Genomic DNA, 16,525 nt, shown 5'->3' on the forward strand with positions numbered 1-16,525 from the left:
CTGCCCTCGCCTAACAATCAGGCATGTGGCTGGATCTGCAGCGACTTGCTCTACTATCTGAGCTTCTGACAGAAGCCCTGTATCCAAGACCCTGTGATCGCACATATCGCAGCGCCTGTGGCCATCAGGCTCTACCTGCAGCTGATTCAGCCGCACGTTGAGATGGCATGACAAAGCCTTAATCACCCGACCATCGCGCGTCATTAGCGTCTTGGTTTCTGGATTGAACTTCATGACCTGGCTTATCCAATCCACTCATCTGCATCTCTGGCAGAGTCAAAAAGGATCTCAAAATCCTCTCCGTTCCAGATAGCTGGTGCGCACGCCAAACGGGGGTGATATCCCTGATTGCCCCACACTGCAACAACATCCTCAATCAAGTCTTCTAGCCAAACGGTTTCGCCCGACACAAGATGAGGCGGGATCAGATAGGCAGCAAATGGATTGGGGAAGTTGTACGGGTAGTAGTCACGGAACTCCATGACCATGTTCTGGCCATAGCCACGTATATCGCCAAGAAGCTCGATCTTGCCGGTCAACGGGTTCTGGTCCACTCCCACCATGAAGTGCACATCAGGACTCGGCTCCACTGCTTTGATGAGCGGAAAAAACCCCTCATCGACTGCGGCGTTGATTGCGCGCTTCGTTCTTGCTGTCCGGATCACTGGACAGTTCTCATAACCAGACCGGGCTGCTGGCCCTTCGGTCAACTCGACGCCCCACCTTCGAGCTTTCATTCCCCCCCCTTTATTCGTCGCGCCTACTTCTGCGCTTTCAGTTGTGCCGATTTCGGATCGTAGATGTAGTCCGTGATAGAGCCATCCCGAATACGGCTTACAGCCTCGTCAATGGCCTGCAACGGTACCAGGAACCACTCGCGCGGCTTCACCGGCTTGCCGAACCGATCTTCAATAGTCAGTTCCAGCTGCGCGGGCGAGAAAATCTTGTGGAAGAGGTTTTCCAGCTTCGTGCGATTGATGTGGGCCAGCTTGTAGGTCGCCACGATGTCCACGTCCGCCAGCAGGTACGTGGCATCGTCCTTGGCCGCCGCAATGCGCTTTTCTACCTTCCCACCCGTCACACCGATCTTGTGGATCAGCTCACGGTGCTGAGCCACGAACGGATGGTCGGACCTGCTTTGCAGCACGTAGATGGTCCCGCTTTCAATATCGTCGGGCTCCAAGGTGTCGCCGAACAGCGGCCCGTTGTCCGTGTCGGTAATGCGCCGTCCCGTTTCGTCCTTGTATAGCGCTCGTTGCAGCGAGCGCTGCAACAGATTGCTCTCTGTCCCGTTGGAGTAGATGACGCGCATGCGGGCATCGGCTTCCCCGTTCGGGGCACGGATGGGCTCGCCAACCTCGGCGACATAAGCCATCTGCCCACCCAGGATGAAGAAGTTGCCTTGCAACACGCTGGCGTCACGCCCGAACCGCAACGTCTTCCGCCTTCCCTCCTTGAGGTCGCTCTCCACGCTCTCGAAGAGCGGCAGGAACTTCTCGAAGTCCTCGCAGCGCGTGCGGTTGGCAATCTCTTCTGCCGCCTTGCGTTCAGCAAAGGACGCCACATGGCGCAGCTGGGTGATGTCGTCCTCCCCAGCCGGCGTATCTACCCCCAGCTCGGCCAACAACGCATCCTCGTCCAGCTCGTCCGGGTTGACGGTTGCAGCCACCAGGCCATCCAGCAGCCCGGCCGTATCCATGGAAGCCAGCAAATCGCGCGCCTCGGGGAGACCGCGCAGGCGATCCAGGCGCACTGCGTACAGCCGCTCAAAGATGTCACGGTCTTCGCCGTGCTGGGGCGCGCGACCATGAGCCTCCACGAAACGCAGGATGTCTTCAAATCCGGCGATCAGCCGCTCCTGCTGCGCCGTATGCGTGCTGGCCTTGGTGGGAGCTGCTTCGACGCCCAAGGCTTCCAGCAGGTCATCGTCGTCCATGTCAGCCATTGGCCTGGGCCTCCTTTGCCTTCTCTTCAGCCCGGTACTTGGCAAAGGCCGCTACGCCTTCGGCCATTCGCTTTTCCCAGGCGTCTGGCGAATTGATGTCTGGCAGCCGCCCCTTCTCGATCTTGAACTCCAGCGCCCGCTTAGCCAGCTCGCGTGCCTCTTCCTTGGGGATGTTCACGCGCTTGGCCGAGATGCTGGCCTGGACTTGGCGCAGCACCTTCTCGTCCATGGCCTTGGCCAGCACCGAGTAGGCCGCCTCGAACGGATTGATCCGGTCGATCAGGTCGATGTCCAGGTCGCGGACATTGATGAACTTGCGCACGCCGTCGATCAGAGCGGTGTTGCCCTGCTGCTCGCTTGCAGTGCCTTCCTCTTCGGCCTTGGCCAGCGCCTGCTTGGCCTGCTGGGTGAGGTTGAGCGCGGCGATGGCATGCTGGCGAATGGCTTCCTGGTCTGCCTCGCTCAACTCCGGGTAGCGATCGCGCACGATCTTGCCCATCTGCACCTGCGTCAGCTCTTCGGGCAGGGTGTTGTCGTTGAACAACCCGTTCTCAATCGCCGTCTTGTCCTGGACAAATGCGGTGATGACCTCGTTCAAGTCCTCCTTGCAGATCCGCTTGGCTTCCTGGGTCTCGGGCATGGTCAGCCCGCCAATCTCCACGTGGACCTGACCCGTTGCGGCGTTCACGCCGACGTTGGAACCACCCTCGACATAGCCGCCTTCGTATTCGAAGCCTTCGAGCTTGCCCTGGTTCTTGGGCGTGAACTCGAACCGGGGCGCCAGCACCTGCTCCATCAGCAGGCTTGCGGCAATGGCTTTCAGCGTGTCGTTGACGGCTGCCACGACTTCGGCTTCGCCTGCGGCCGGCTCGGCAATCAGGTTGGTGAAGCGCGAGCGCTCCTTGCCGGGGGCATCACGGGTGGCCCGACCAATGATCTGGACGATTTCGGTCAGGCTGCTGCGGTAGCCGATCGTCAGGGCATGTTCGCACCAGATCCAGTCGAAACCTTCCTTGGCCATGCCCAACGCGATGATGATGTCTACGTGGTCGCGGTTGTTCTTCTGCGCTGGGTCTTTCAGCGAGTTCAGCACCTTGGCGCGCTTGGTCGCGTCGCTGTCGTCAACAAGGTCGGCCACCTTCAACACCGACCCGTCGGAACGCTCGACCAGATGGAACCCCGTCGCCGGATCGACACCCTTCCAGGTGCCCAGCGCCTCCATGACTTCCTCGACTTCCTTGTACTTGTCCTGCAGGCTCTCGCGCGAGTTGACGTTGGGGATGTGGACGATGGTTTTCAGCGCTGGATCGAGCACCTTGGTGATCGCATCCAGGTAGCGGCCCGTATAGAAGAAGTAGCCGATTTCCAGCGACTTCAAGTACGTGTAGCCGTTCAACTGCTCGTAGTAGGTGTACGTCACAGTCTCGAAACGGTTCTCGTCCTGCGGCGCCAACACGGCCACCGTGTCGCCCCGGAAGTAGGAGCCGGTCATGGCCACCAGGTGGACGGACCCGGCGGCAATCAGCTGGGTGAGCTGGCTACCCAGCACGTTGTCCGGGTTGCTGCTGACATGGTGGAACTCGTCCACCGCCACCAATCGGTCATTGAACGCGGCAATGCCGTATTCCTCCACGGCAAAGCGGAAGGTGGCATGCGTGCAGACCAGCACCTTGTCCTGGCTTTCCAGGAAGCGTCCCACGGCCCGCACCTTGCTCTTGTCTGCCTTGACCTCGTCGTCGCCTGGGGCGTTGCACAGGTTCCATTGCGGCTCGACCTTCCAGTCCGCCCAGAAGCCGAACTTGGTCAGCTCTTCGTCGGCGAAGCTGCCACCGATGGACTTCTCGGGCACCACGATGATGGCTTGCTTGAGCTTCTGGTTGTGCAGCTTGTCCAGCGCAATGAACATCAGGGCGCGCGACTTTCCTGACGCGGGCGGCGACTTGATCAGCAGGTACTGCTCGCCCCGCTTGGCGTAGGCGCGCTCCTGCATGGGGCGCATACCCAGGGCGTTGACCTTGCTCGACGCGCCCGTGCGGGCGGTGGCAATGGAGACTGACGGGACGGCCTTCGTTCCTTCCGATGTCATTTTGCCTTCCCCTTCTTCGGCTTGGCCTGGCCTGCCGTCATCTTGGTGTACAGGTCGAACAGCTTTTCCAGCCGTTCGGTGTCGTTCTTGAACTTCCGTCCGATGTAGATGCGTTCCAGCATCTCGTCGTTCTTCTCGTGCGCCCGGCGCAGGTCTTCCGGCATGTTCTCTGGGTCGTACAGGTCTGCGATGGTGGCCGGGAAATGGACTTCGCGCGCGATGAGAATGTCTTCGGCACAGCGCGTAAGGTCCGCCTTGTTTTGCTCAGTCAACTTAGGCACAGGAAAAGTGTTCCAGCCAATAGTGTTGGAATACAAAAAGCGCATCTCCAATCGCCCACAAACCGTGCCAACCCACACCCAGTGCAGGCGAGAGGCGATCAGAGCGAGGTTCCAGAGCGGCGCGTCGTAGAGAGCAAAGTTTCTGTTATTGCTAATAGTCTCCGCCGTCAAGTATCCAACAGGAAGAAAGGGCCTGCTTTCCGAGCTCACACTGGGAACGAGAATCTGATGCTCTTTTGCAACGCCAGCGATCTGCACAAAACGGTGCGGTTTCACCGCAAAGGAACGAGTTGACTCGGCGCTGGATTTTCTCCGATTCTCGGCGACCAGTTCCAACCGCTGCGCAATGAACGCACTTTGCTTTGCGGCCTCAATTTGATCGTCCTCAATCCATAAGCAATATCGCTGTCTGCCATTAATGAGCTCCTCAGAGCCGACTAGCCTCTTAATGAAAGGTCGCGCAATTTGGTCTTCCGACATAACCTTATTTGCCAAGTCGGCATCGAGGTGCAGGTTGCCGCCATCACGCGGCATATTGCCGAACAACATGATGGATTGCTCACTAATCGGGCGAGTAGCTTTCTGTACATACGCCAAGCTATCTGGTACCAGATAGGGGCCGATGACTGTGCACTCCTTGACCAGGTCATCCTGATACAGCCACTTGGGCGAGCTCGACTTCTTACCCAAGCCGACGACGACGACCGTCACACCAGCATTGTTGCTGGCAAGGTTCGCCCACTTGAACGATGTGTGCGCAAAGCGGATCTCGCACCCACGCGCGAAAGCGGCAGGCCAAACGTCGATTGCTTGCTGTCCTTGGCACACGCTGTTGGTTGCCACAAATGCGCAAACTGCCTTCGGTTCATAATCAGCGTAGTCCAAGAAGCGCGCAAACCAACCGGTCACGAAGTCCGTGGTTTTCGCTAGTTTCGGATGCTTCGCCCAAGCAGCCAGCATGTCTGCCTTTTGTTCGTCGGTCTGCCACTTACTGCCGCGATACGGTGGGTTTCCGCAGATGTACGTCTCCCCGCCCTCGTTTTCGAAATCGATTTCAGACTGATCCTGTGGCTTATTGAACAGATCGTCCGCAACCAATTTCACACCCGTACCCGTGGGTGGACAGATGGCCAACCAGTCCAATCGCAAGGCGTTCCCGCAGGTGATCCAGTTCTGGCTGTCTAGCGGCAGCACGTCTTTCAGTGCTTCCTTCTGGCCGCGGTACAGCACATCACACTGAAACTCGGCGATGATCAGCGCCAGGCGCGCAATTTCGGCAGGGAAGTCGCGTAGCTCGATCCCTCGAAAATTGTTGATCGGAATTTCCGAAGCCAAGTTGGCTTCACCACGGCGTCGGTTGATCTCGGCTTCGATCTCGCGCATCTGCTTGTACGCGATGACCAGGAAGTTGCCGCTGCCGCACGCCGGATCGAACACACGAATACGGGCCATGCGCTTACGAAGGTTCAGCAGCTTGATCTTGTTGTCGCCCGCCGCTTCCAGTTGTGCTCGCAGGTCGTCCAGGAACAGTGGGTTGAGCACCTTCAAGATGTTGGGCACGCTGGTGTAGTGCATGCCCAATGCGCCGCGCTCTTCGTCGTCGGCAACAGCCTGGATCATCGACCCGAAGATGTCCGGATTGATCTCCCTCCAATCCAGTTGCCCGGCCTGGTACAGGTAAGACCGGGCAGTACGGGTGAACTTGGGCACGTCGGTGCTGCCGGAGAACAGCCCACCATTGACGTAGGGGAACTCGATGGCCCAACGCGGGATACCCGCGGCCGCCCGGTCTTCCGTCTTGGTGTTCATGGCGCGGAAGATCGTGCTCAACACCTCGTGGACGTTGGCCCCGTCGCGCTCGCTCATCTGATCCACGGTGGCCGTGAACATCGTGGCGCCGGGGAAGATGTCCGTGTCCTCTGCAAAGAAACAGAAGATCAGGCGTGCCATGAAGTGGTTCATGTCCGGCCGACGCGCGGCCGTTGCCCAATCCGGGTTCTCGCGCAGCAGCTCGACGTACAACTTGTTCAGGCGACCGGTGGCCCGAACGTCGATGGGGTTGTCCTTGATCTCCCGGATCGTGGAGATACCCGCCAGCGGCAGAAAGAAGCCGAAGTGGTCGGGGAACTGGGGGAACTCGCAGGCGATCGCATCGCCCGTGGCCAGTTCCTCGGCTTCCAGCGTGGTGCCGTCGGTGGCCAGCACAAACTTCGCCTTGGCCTGGGTGGTCTTGGGGCTGGCCTTCAAGGCCGTCAGGGTCTGCCCCACCTGACCGGGCTCGGCCACGGCGATGTGGATATGGTTGCGCTGCAGCACACCACCCGGGACATCGGAAGCGTTGCTTTCGCCCTTGCGCAGGCGGGCGATGGTGGTTGTCTTGTTGCCGAACGCGGCCAGAAACTGGAACGGGAACTCCGCGCCGTCGAACGCTTGCGCGGCAAGGTCTGATAGTGCCTGTTCGATCTCAACAGCATTCATGCAAGTGTGATTTCCAGCTCGTAGAGCGACCCGGAAGGGTCAAAAAAGGGCAATTTTGATTGTCCCACGCCACCACCGTGAAACAGAAGCCCGCCGCGCATGAAACGTCCCACTTGGCCGGCTCAGGTAAACACTATGAGCCCAGCCCATGCCCATGCCCATGCCCATGCCCATGCCCATGCCCATGCGCAGTCTCTTCTCTCCGTGTCTCACTGGGTGATTCGCGGACTCCCCAGCATCCGCCGCTATGCTCGTCCAGATCCCTCTACCCCGCCGATCAGGCGCCCTCCCCTGGTGGCCGTGCGAGGCGGTCTATTGCCTCCCCAGCCCCATTGAGATCTAGGCATGTACGAACCAGCTGACCCGCTCCTGCTCGACCGCAACGCTTCTCCGGAGCAAGCTCGTGCTGTACTGGGCGAACCCCTCGCGTTCCTGGCCGACTTGGTGAACTACGGAACGCACCTCATCATCAAGGCGCTGGGTGATGGGGAAGACGATACGTCCCGACTGGTGGTGTGTGCCGGCCTTTTGAAGCACATCGTCGGAATGCTGGACGCCGCCGTCGTACTGCTGGAAAACGGGCACTCGACAACAGCCCTGACGCAGGTTCGCTCGGCATTCGAGGCTACGCTTTACCTCGAACTGATCCTGCAGGAGGACACCGAGCACAGGGCCCGGGTCTACCTGGTGGGCGAGTATCGAAGGAGGCTTGCGTTCCTCCAGCGGGCGCTTGATCCATCTACGGCGCCAGGCTCCTTCAATCACGACTACGCGCACATCGGGATGAGCACCCAGACGCTCAGTGAGGAAGCAAAGACCACGGGCGTTGAGCATATCGCCCATATTCAGTCCGTCTTGGCCCAGCCCGGACTTGCCAGCATCGATGCGGCCTACCAGAAGAAGCGTGGCAACAAGGCCTTCGATCCCCACTGGTATGAGCTACTAGGCCACAAAAGCATCCGCCAGCTCGCCAAGGCATTGAAGGAAGGGGCCGCATACGACCTGTGGTACGGGGTCGGGAGCCAGATTGTGCACGCCCAGTCGCCCACCCAGCATTGGTCTGTGCTGGGGGATGTCGCAGCACTGAAAGCCATCCGCCAGCTGGAAGACGCCCATTCCGTGAAGGATGGCGTGGCGCAAGTGGCCCTACATGCCTACAGGCTCGTCGTCCAAAAGTACCTCCCTGACGACTTCTCGGCCTTGCAACAGAAGTATCTGGCAGACTGGCAAAAGCCCTTCCGCAGCAGGGTCAAGGTTCAATACGAGTACCGGAGACAGTAAGGCCCTAGGCGGCTCACAGGTCTTTGAGGGGCCCGGTATCGACGTCGTTTACCAGAGCAGCAGCGACGGCCGCCAACTGCGCGCGGCGACGCTCCGCTCGTTCGCGGAGATAGGCCCCAACTTCGCTGTCGTACAAGTCCTGCGCCGCCTGATCCAGCATGTCGGCGGTTTCCACTTCGCCCAGGGCACGGGCCACCTGCGCCCAGAAGCGGTCGCGGTGGTAGTTCATGACAACCGCCTTGCGGCGGCGGGCACCGCCCACGATGACAGGGGGCGACGGGATCTGTGGCGTTTTGGGCGCGGGCTCCAAATGCTCGGCCAGGTCCGGAAGTGGCATCTTCCAGGTGCCATCGCGCTTCACGGCCCCCGGAAGCTCGCCATTGCGCATCCGCTCGCGCACCGTGTAGGGATGCTGCATGAGAACCTTGGCCGTCTCTTCGGCTGACAAATGCGTCCTGCCCGGCCATTGCCGGACCAGCAGATCGAGCATTCGTTCGGACATCAGACCCCCGACATCATCCTGTCCAGAGCCTCGCTGATCCGACCTGCGCCGTCCACTTCAACGACGCGACCACCCCCGTCGAAGTCGTGCAGAACCTCATGCTCCCAGGTGGCGTGATACGGCATATACACGCCCCATCCGCCCAACTCGATGACGGGGGCGATATCCGATTTCAGGGAGTTGCCCACCATGGCGAACTCATCGGGCTGGACCTCGAACTCTTTCAGCAGCCGGCGGTAGGTGGCCACGTCCTTCTCGGACACGATCTCGATGCGCTGGAACGCGGTCAGTCCGCACAGCGCCACCTTCCGCTCTTGGTGAAACAGATCCCCCTTGGTGATCAGGACAACGCGGAAACGCTGGGCGACCTGCTCGACGGCCTCGGCAATCCCAGGCAGCAACTCCACGGGATGAACCAGCAGGTCCTTGCCCATGTCCATGATCGTGCGGATGTCCTTGGCCTCGATCCGACCACCCGTCAGGTCGATGGCCGCTTCCACCATGGACAGGATCATGCCCTTCACGCCGTAGCCGTACTGGGCCAGGTTGCCGCGTTCGGTGGCCAGCAGCTGCGCGCGCAGCCCCGCGGAGTCCAGGTCGATGTAGCGGGCAATGATCGCCTCGAAATCGATCTGCGCCTGGTCGTAGAACTCCTGGCTGCGCCACAGGGTGTCGTCCCCGTCAAACCCCACGATCTGAATCATGCCGCCCCCGAAACGGTGGCAAAACCGGGGCAATTTTTGGCTACATCCGGCTCCATCGGACTACATGAACGCCCCTTCCCCCGTCGCACCCGCAAAGCGTAACTCATAAAATTCAATCGCTTACGTTTCTTGGCACGCCTCCTGCATGGGGGTGCCTTCCGCTCCTGGTGGAACAGATCGCCCTTGGTGATCAGCACCACCGGGTATTCGGCAGCGATGGCAGCCACGGCTTCGCGGACGCCATCGATGACATCGACCGGATGCTCGAGCGTGCGGCGGCCGATCTCGACGATCTGGCGCAGGTCGTGCGCTGAGATCTTCTCGTCGGTCAATTCGATGGCCGCTTCCAGCATCGACAGGGTCATGCCCTTGGCGCCGTAGCCGAACACGGCCAGGTTGCGGCGCTGCACCTTGAGCAGATGCTGGGCGGTGCCTGCATCGTGCAGGTCGATGTAGTTGCTGAGGATCAGGCCAAATTCGTGCTCGGCCTTCTGGTAATAGTCTTCGCTCTTCCAGAGCGTGTCATCGCCGTCGAAGCCGACCAGGCCGATGGCGGAGGGGGAAGTCTGCATGTTCATGCCGCACAGGATAGCAATCTGCCCTGAAGTGAATAGGGGATGGCGCCTGGAAGGCAGGGTTTGGCTGGCTGGATTGGCAGCTCAAGCAAAGTGCAAAGGCAAAAGCCCCCCTCCCCGGCCCTCCCCTTGCCTACGGCAAAGGGAGGGGGAAAAGCGGCACTGCGCGACATCCATCAACTTGCGCGGCCCGCCCCCTCCCTTTGCCGCAGGCAAGGGGAGGGTTGGGGAGGGGTGCTCTTAGTGCTCCCAACCTCGATTACTTCTTCTGCGCAGCCGCATAAACCCGGTACTCATCCGCCGTCAGCTTGCCATCCTTGTTGCCGTCGGCTTGATCAAACACCTGCGCCAGACCAGCATTGGCTTGCGACTCTGTCTTGCTAATGACGCCATCACCATCGGCATCCACATCTGCCCAGCTCTGGCCGCCACCGGCCGCAGCTGAAGCCTTGGCGGCGCTGCTGGATGCGCTGGCAGCAGCGTTCTGCGCCTGTTCTGCCGAATCCTGCGCCTGCGCAGCCTGTGCCTGCGCGGCGGCGGCCTGATCCTGTGCGTCCTGGGCCATGGCCGGCAGTGCAAGCGCGGAACCTACGATGGCAACCAGGGCGAACAACGGAGTGCGATTACGTACGGTCATCAGGTCTTCCTCGTGTGTTGGCTAAAGCGCGGAAATTCCGCACACCCCAACCCTGACAAGCCGCGCCTGAATCGCTTGCACCCCTGAAAACCGCAGCGAACATCCTGTTAACCACTTGCACGGGGTCAGCGGCTACCGCCCCTGTTAGCCGTGCATGAAGTGAAAGTAAGCCGATGATTAGAGCGTTCCAACCATCGTGCTTATCGAAGCAATGCTGACGCCTCAAGCATCATGCGTAGTGTCAGCAAGCGGTTGCCGCGAACTGAACAACAACCAACCCAGGCCGACGCCAACGGCTACACCGATCAACTCAAACAGCACGCGCGTGCCCAGCTGGTCCGGATCATGGATGGAAGCCAGCGCCAATTTGGCGTACAGCGGCGACTGCAGGTTGACCATGCCCAGCGAAAACAGCTTCCAGCCATCCACGCCAGCAGCAATGGCCGCCGCTATCAGCGCGGAGTAGGCGATGGCATGGCCGTGGCGCAGCCCAGCGCGCCGGCACACCTGCCACCACAATGCGAACACTACAAAGCCAATCGCCAAGGCGATCAAGCCAGCTTCCAGCGAGCCCAGCAGGCCGTAATGCAGAACCAGATTCATGGGCGCAGCGCGGTCCATTCAGGGAACCGCAGTCTAACCGCCCCTGCCCCGCTCAACGCACCGGGAAGTCGTACGCCGTGGTCGGCGTGGGCTCGGGCTTGAAGGTGTAATGCCACCATTCCATTGGATAGTTGGCAAAGCCCTGCGCCTGCATCGCATCCAGCAGCAGCTGCCGGTTCTGCTTCTGCGCCGCGCTGATATCGGCATTGGCGGTATGCGCCAGCACATCGAAACGATCGAAGCCGGTGCCCATGTCCAAGGCGGTGCAGGGCATGCTGCGACAATCCAGCACCCCCAGGTCCACCGTCGCCGCCCGGCTATGGCCAGAGGTTTCGGCGATATATCCGTCGAGCAGGCGGCTCTTGTCGATATTCGGGTAATAGCGCTGCTTGGCGATCTGATCCTTGCCATCGTGCACCCAGGCGACGAACGAGGTCACCGAGTGCACCGGTCGGTAGCAGTCAAACACCTGTAATCGATAACCCTGCGCGCGCAGGCCGCGCTGCACGCGTGCCAATGCCTGCGCCGCCGGCTGCAACAGATAGCAGCGCGGTGCTTCGTAACCCGGCACGACACGGCCGGTGAAGTTGTCGGTGCCGGCGTAGCGGATGTCCAGGGCGATGTCCGGGGCCAGCGTGGTGACATCGACGATGCCGGCCTGTTCGGGTGTCTTTGCCGCCGATACCTGCACCTGCTGGGCAAGCGCGGTGAACGGCAATAGTGCCAGCAACAACGGCAGCGATTTAGTGGCAATCGCCACGACGTTGAAATTCCAGATCGGGGTAGTCATAGCTGAAGTCGATATCCGGGTCGATGGCGCGCAGGTGCAGCAGCGGTTGTTGTGCGTCGCCGGAAAATTCCAGCCAGGCATCGGCATCTTCGCCCAATCCCTGCCAGGCCACATACCAGCGTTCACCAGTACGCATCACCTGCCCGCTCATGCGCGGCGACTTGAGCGAGGCGAACTGCAGCTTGCCATCACGCGGGCACAAGGACACCTCGCCGAACCAGGGGTCCTGCCAGATGCCAGCCTTGCCGCCGAACTCCGCCGGTGTGGCAGCACGCGCCTTCGGCAATGCAGGGCGCACATGACCGGCCGAGCGCCGCTTCGCAGCCGCCTCGTCGATCAAGCCTGCGTAGTGCAGCACGTCATTGTTCGCGGCCGGTGCGGTGTAGTGCTTGAGCATGGCCTGCATCAACGCCGTACGCGCGTCCTCGCCTTCACCGTTGATCAGGATCACCACGCCGGTCTTGCGATCGGGCAGCAAGGCCAGCGATGAATACATGCCGGACAAGGTGCCGGTATGCGCGACCTTCCACTGCCCATCCATGTCCGACAGACGCCATCCGTAGCCGTAGGCGTAGAAGTGCGTGTTGTCCCAGTCGCGCAGGCGTTGGCTGATCGGCATCGGCATATGCGCCGTCCACAGCGCACGCCGCTGGGTCGCGTCCAACCAACCCGGTGCCTGCGCCGGATCCAGCAGCACCTGCATCCAGCGCAGCATGTCGTTGAGGCTGCAGCGGATACCGCCGGCAGCCATCGACGGGAAGTCGGTGACCTGTGCAGGATCGCGTTCGGCGGCGATGTTGCGCTTGCCGTCACGATGATGCGGCTGGGCGATATTGCCGAGCTCCGCGGGTGACCATACGCCGACCTGGCAACGCTGCATGTCCAGCGGTTGGAAGATTTCCTCGCGCACCAGCTGCGAGTACGGCTTTCCACCCGCAGCTGCGGCGACTTCGCCGGCCACCACATACATGAGGTTGTCGTAGGCGTATTCGCTGCGGAAGCTGCCGGTCGGCTTCAGATGCGCCAAACCGGCAATGATGTCCTTGCGATCAAAGTTGTTCGGTTCGGGCCACAGCATCAGATCGCCCGCACCCAGCCCAAGGCCGCTGTTGTGGATCAGCAGATCGCGCACCTGCATGTTGCGCGTCACCCACGGGTCCTGCATGCGGAACTGCGGCAGATGCTTGGTGACGGGATCATCCCAGCGCAGCTTGCCGGCCTGTACCAACCGCGCCAGCACCGCCGCGGTCATCGCCTTGGTGTTGGAGGCGATCTTGAACAGGCTGTCGTCGTTGATTGCGGCGCCTTCGCCCACGGCCAATTCGCCGCGGGTGCCGCGATAGACGATCTTGCCATCTTCGATCACGCCGATTGCGATACCAGGCAGTAGGTAGTGCTGCACAGCTTGGCCGAGCAGTGCATCGAAACGCGCCAGTTCCGCCTTCTCAGCGCTCGCGGCCTGCAGCGACCCGCTCAACCCAAGCCCTGCCGCCAACAACCAGATCCTCAATCCCACGATCACTCCTCCCAAAAGCGAACGGCCCGCCGAAGCGGGCCGTTCTCAAAAGCTACATCAGAAGTTCCAGGTTACGACCAACTGCGCGTAACGCGGCGTCTGCCAACGCGTACCGGTGCCGTACAGGCCACGAGTAACACCCGGGCCCTTTTCGTAACGTGCGCGCTGATTGATGACTACCTGATCATTGAGCAGATTGAACACAGACAGGCGGACCTTCAGGTCAACGTCTTCCACTGGCAACGTCCAGGTGACATTTGCGCCGAGATTGTAGATCCACGGCATGCGCCCGCCAGAGCCGCGGCCTGCATACACGAACTCGCGCTGATCCCACGTTCCTTGGCAGTTCTTCACACAATGCCAGAACGAGCCACCACCTGAGCCTTCAGTCACGAAGCTGCCCGCACCGATGCTGTCGCCCGGCCATGCAACACCAAGCGCGGTAACCGGACCGCCGGAAAGCGCAGTGAAAGTGCTGCCGAACTCCCACATAGAGTTCAACTTGTAACTACCACGCAACTTGATCTGGTGCCGGTGGTCGTTGAACAACGGACCGTAGTCTTGGTTGTTGGCCGGGTGATCCCAGTGCTGGACCATGCCGGTGTCACCGTAGTTCGTATCCGAGTTGACCGGGCCCTCGTGATTGCCCTCGGACTTGGACCACAAATAAGACGCGTTGAACGCCCATTTGTCGTCCCATGCACGATCAATCTGGACTTCGATTGCCTTGTAGGTCCGCTTCGGCTTGGAGTAGCCCATGATCTTGTTGCTACCACCGGCCATATAGCCTTCCTTGGACGTGTCGATGGTCACCCACCCGTCCTGTGCGCAGCCCAAGTCCGTCGTACCCCAAAGGGTGAGCTTCTCGCCGGGGTTGGCAATCGGCCACAGCGTATCGTGGCGGACACCGCACAACGCATTGATGCGCATATCATCCATGGTATTGGCCATGCGCCGGTACGTTGCATTGACGCCCCACGACCATTCCTGGTTGATCATCTGCTGATAGCCAAGAATCGCCTCGTCCTGGTAAACCGCATCCAGATCGCGGCTCACGCTCTGCCGCAGGTCATTCACCGGCAAATTGTAGGAATCATCGATCGAGCCAATCTGTGCACCAAGCACTGGCTGCATGTAGCCCGTGCCGGTAATCGGGTTGGATGCCGGGCTCCAGCCATTCAATGCGTAGAAGGTGCGCTCATCGGTCAAACCACCAGCAAAGTTGTAGTTGATGATATTGGTAACCGGAAGATAGTAACGGCCGAGGTTACCGAACAGCTTCGATCCACCATCACCCTTCATGTCCCAGCTGAAACCGAAACGCGGTGAGACCAGATTATCCATCTTGATGAAGCTGGCACCTGTGGCTGTCTTGTTGTCAAAACCATCCACACGAACGCCAAGATTCAGCACGAAGTTTGGCGTTACGTTCCAAACATCTTCCAGGTAATAAGCATTTGCCGTGGTCTCGAACACGCCGCCGTCAACGCGACGGCGCCCCATCACGATCGCATTCACGCCAGCTGGAACGGTTGATCCGTTATCCAAGATGGCCCCTGGAGTGGCAGCCAGCACCGTATAGCGCATGCCGGTTGGGCCCGGGTAGTGGGTGGTGCGATCAGTGGTCATTTCTTCGCGGTCAAGCCCGAAGCGCAATAGGTGATCACCCAGCTGCCATTCAAAGTCCAGACGACCGACCTTGCGCTCGTCATGGTGATCGACCACGGAGGTCGAGCCGCTCGGATGGCAGCTGACGGCGGGCTTGCCCATAGCGTTGTAAACGCTGTTGTAGCTGGCGTCGATAAGCACCTGCGAACACTGCAGATCAGCCGATGATGCACTTAGCGCCTGGCTTCGGTTGATACCGTACATAGCCTTCGCGGTGAAGTTCTCGCCGAAGTGACCGGTATAGGTCAGCGACCCATTCTTGCCACCGCCTTCATCAACACCAGAGCCTATTGCGTCACCCACTGTGGAGGTGTCGAAATTGTATCTATTGGTGTCGGTATCGGTGCTCGCCTCGTCGGAAAACGCAAGCAGCTCCAGCCGGTGATCATCGTTGATGTTCCAGTCGATCTTGGCGCCCCAGAAACCGTTGTCGGCTTTGGCCCGGGACCACTCCGTACCCGCATTATTGGTGCTGCCATAGGCACCTTGCCGTTGCTCGTACATACCGAAGAAGAACAACTTGTCCTTCACCAGCGGGCCGGACGCCCATACATTCGCTTTCATGAAGCTGTCGGTATCGTGGCTGGCCTTGTAGACCGAAGATGCCGCTTTGCCGTCACCATCAACGCGATCGAACTGATGGTCATCTGCCTTGGAGCGCCACGCCGATGGCTCGAAAGTCAGCTCCATTCCGCTCTTGAATTCGTTGCTGCCTGAACGGGTCACCGCATTGATGACACCACCAGTGCTGCGCCCGAACTCCACCGAGTAACCGCCGGTCTTGACCTGGAACTCCTGGAAGAAAGCGAACGGCGCGCTGGAGAAGCTCTGCCTACGATAGAAATCTGTAACGTTCAGGCCGTTGATGAAGGCCGAATTCTCTGCAACCGAGGAACCACCAAAAGAGAGGCCGCCCAGAGATGAGTTGCCACCAATCACACCCGGTGCGAGCAGCGCCACCGAACCCATGCTCTGGTCCACTGGCAGGCGAGCAAGATCCTCACGCGAAACATTGGTTGCTGTTTCGGTGGAGCTTACGTCCACACGATTGACGACTCGGTTGCCTACGACCTGGACCGAATCCAGCGTCACCGCACCGCCCGCGCCACCACCGCCGAGGTTGACGGTTGTAGTGCCACCGAGCGAAACGTTTACTGCGAGCGGCTCTTTGTCGGTCTGGCCATCGCGCTTGACCTGCAGGCTGTAATCGCCCACCGGCAACTGGCTTAGACGGTAAGAACCGTCGCTGCCCACAGTGACGCTACGGGTCAAACCCGTTGCCTTGTTGACGATGGTGATCTGGTCACCCGAGCTGGCGCGACCGGCAATTGCACCGGTTGCACTCTGCGCCATCACGCTCGGCGCCATCACGCCGAGACAGGCACCCAATGCGACGGTCAGCGCCGCCCTTTTCAACATTTTCCTGTTCATCCCCTGCTCTCTCCTGCAGATGTAAATC

At 60.3% G+C, this 16,525-nt stretch carries 12 protein-coding genes and 1 pseudogene; 1 reads left to right on the top strand and 12 read right to left on the bottom strand.

Annotated elements, in window-relative coordinates; all coding sequences use genetic code 11:
- Positions 1-242: 242 nt before the first annotated feature.
- The 4 genes from ACVOLZ_RS09615 to ACVOLZ_RS09630 form a co-directional block, all read right to left on the bottom strand.
- Positions 243-665, bottom strand: coding sequence for a hypothetical protein (locus ACVOLZ_RS09615; protein WP_197573022.1), 423 nt, complete (start codon positions 663-665; stop codon positions 243-245).
- Positions 666-760: 95 nt separating this feature from the next.
- Positions 761-1,945 (bottom strand): GIY-YIG nuclease family protein, encoded by a 1,185-nt coding sequence (locus ACVOLZ_RS09620; protein WP_414608215.1) that lies wholly within the window; start codon positions 1,943-1,945, stop codon positions 761-763.
- On the bottom strand, positions 1,938-4,031 hold the full coding sequence (locus ACVOLZ_RS09625; protein WP_414608214.1) for a DEAD/DEAH box helicase: 2,094 nt from the start codon (positions 4,029-4,031) through the stop codon (positions 1,938-1,940). Before ACVOLZ_RS09625 ends, ACVOLZ_RS09620 begins: the two co-directional genes overlap by 8 nt.
- Positions 4,028-6,790: a class I SAM-dependent DNA methyltransferase gene (locus tag ACVOLZ_RS09630; RefSeq protein ID WP_414608213.1), complete on the bottom strand. Its 2,763-nt coding sequence runs from the start codon at positions 6,788-6,790 to the stop codon at positions 4,028-4,030. Before ACVOLZ_RS09630 ends, ACVOLZ_RS09625 begins: the two co-directional genes overlap by 4 nt.
- Positions 6,791-7,135: 345 nt before the next feature.
- On the opposite strand from ACVOLZ_RS09630, the gene ACVOLZ_RS09635 reads away from it, so the two are divergent.
- Complete coding sequence (locus ACVOLZ_RS09635; protein ID WP_414608212.1) at positions 7,136-8,071, top strand: DUF5677 domain-containing protein; 936 nt, start codon at positions 7,136-7,138, stop codon at positions 8,069-8,071.
- Positions 8,072-8,084: 13 nt separating this feature from the next.
- Here the strand turns inward: ACVOLZ_RS09635 and ACVOLZ_RS09640 are convergent, their stop codons facing one another.
- The 8 genes and pseudogenes from ACVOLZ_RS09640 to ACVOLZ_RS09675 form a co-directional block, all read right to left on the bottom strand.
- Entirely contained in the window at positions 8,085-8,561 is a 477-nt protein-coding gene (locus ACVOLZ_RS09640) for a helix-turn-helix domain-containing protein (RefSeq protein WP_414608211.1), read from the bottom strand.
- Between the two features lie 11 nt (positions 8,562-8,572).
- The gene (locus tag ACVOLZ_RS09645) at positions 8,573-9,277 is read right to left on the bottom strand and encodes an HAD family hydrolase (protein WP_414608210.1); all 705 of its coding nucleotides are present in this window, start codon (positions 9,275-9,277) and stop codon (positions 8,573-8,575) included.
- Positions 9,278-9,432: 155 nt separating this feature from the next.
- Positions 9,433-9,849 (bottom strand): annotated as a pseudogene (locus ACVOLZ_RS09650) (HAD family hydrolase); the annotation flags it as partial.
- A gap of 262 nt (positions 9,850-10,111) precedes the next feature.
- Entirely contained in the window at positions 10,112-10,489 is a 378-nt protein-coding gene (locus ACVOLZ_RS09655; protein ID WP_481515926.1) for an EF-hand domain-containing protein, read from the bottom strand.
- A 222-nt stretch (positions 10,490-10,711) separates the two neighbouring features.
- A complete protein-coding gene (locus ACVOLZ_RS09660) occupies positions 10,712-11,092 on the bottom strand; it encodes a hypothetical protein (protein ID WP_481509780.1) in 381 nt (126 codons plus the stop codon).
- A gap of 52 nt (positions 11,093-11,144) precedes the next feature.
- A complete protein-coding gene (locus tag ACVOLZ_RS09665; RefSeq protein WP_481515927.1) occupies positions 11,145-11,882 on the bottom strand; it encodes a M15 family metallopeptidase in 738 nt (245 codons plus the stop codon).
- Positions 11,836-13,398 carry a serine hydrolase domain-containing protein gene (locus ACVOLZ_RS09670; protein ID WP_481515928.1) on the bottom strand — a complete coding sequence of 521 codons (1,563 nt, stop codon included), beginning with the start codon at positions 13,396-13,398 and terminating at the stop codon, positions 11,836-11,838. Before ACVOLZ_RS09670 ends, ACVOLZ_RS09665 begins: the two co-directional genes overlap by 47 nt.
- A 57-nt stretch (positions 13,399-13,455) precedes the next feature.
- A complete protein-coding gene (locus ACVOLZ_RS09675; RefSeq protein WP_481515929.1) occupies positions 13,456-16,497 on the bottom strand; it encodes a TonB-dependent receptor in 3,042 nt (1,013 codons plus the stop codon).
- Positions 16,498-16,525: the final 28 nt, after the last annotated feature.

Source organism: Stenotrophomonas sp. STEN020, assembly GCF_056760195.1.

Coding starts and splice junctions, on each gene's coding strand:
- ACVOLZ_RS09635 (WP_414608212.1), top strand. CDS start 7,136: ATGTACGAACCAGCTGACCCGCTCCTGCTCGACCGCAACGCTTCTCCG.
- ACVOLZ_RS09640 (WP_414608211.1), bottom strand. CDS start 8,561: ATGCTCGATCTGCTGGTCCGGCAATGGCCGGGCAGGACGCATTTGTCA.
- ACVOLZ_RS09660 (WP_481509780.1), bottom strand. CDS start 11,092: ATGAATCTGGTTCTGCATTACGGCCTGCTGGGCTCGCTGGAAGCTGGC.
- ACVOLZ_RS09625 (WP_414608214.1), bottom strand. CDS start 4,031: ATGACATCGGAAGGAACGAAGGCCGTCCCGTCAGTCTCCATTGCCACC.
- ACVOLZ_RS09620 (WP_414608215.1), bottom strand. CDS start 1,945: ATGGCTGACATGGACGACGATGACCTGCTGGAAGCCTTGGGCGTCGAA.
- ACVOLZ_RS09665 (WP_481515927.1), bottom strand. CDS start 11,882: ATGACTACCCCGATCTGGAATTTCAACGTCGTGGCGATTGCCACTAAA.
- ACVOLZ_RS09675 (WP_481515929.1), bottom strand. CDS start 16,497: ATGAACAGGAAAATGTTGAAAAGGGCGGCGCTGACCGTCGCATTGGGT.
- ACVOLZ_RS09645 (WP_414608210.1), bottom strand. CDS start 9,277: ATGATTCAGATCGTGGGGTTTGACGGGGACGACACCCTGTGGCGCAGC.
- ACVOLZ_RS09630 (WP_414608213.1), bottom strand. CDS start 6,790: ATGAATGCTGTTGAGATCGAACAGGCACTATCAGACCTTGCCGCGCAA.
- ACVOLZ_RS09655 (WP_481515926.1), bottom strand. CDS start 10,489: ATGACCGTACGTAATCGCACTCCGTTGTTCGCCCTGGTTGCCATCGTA.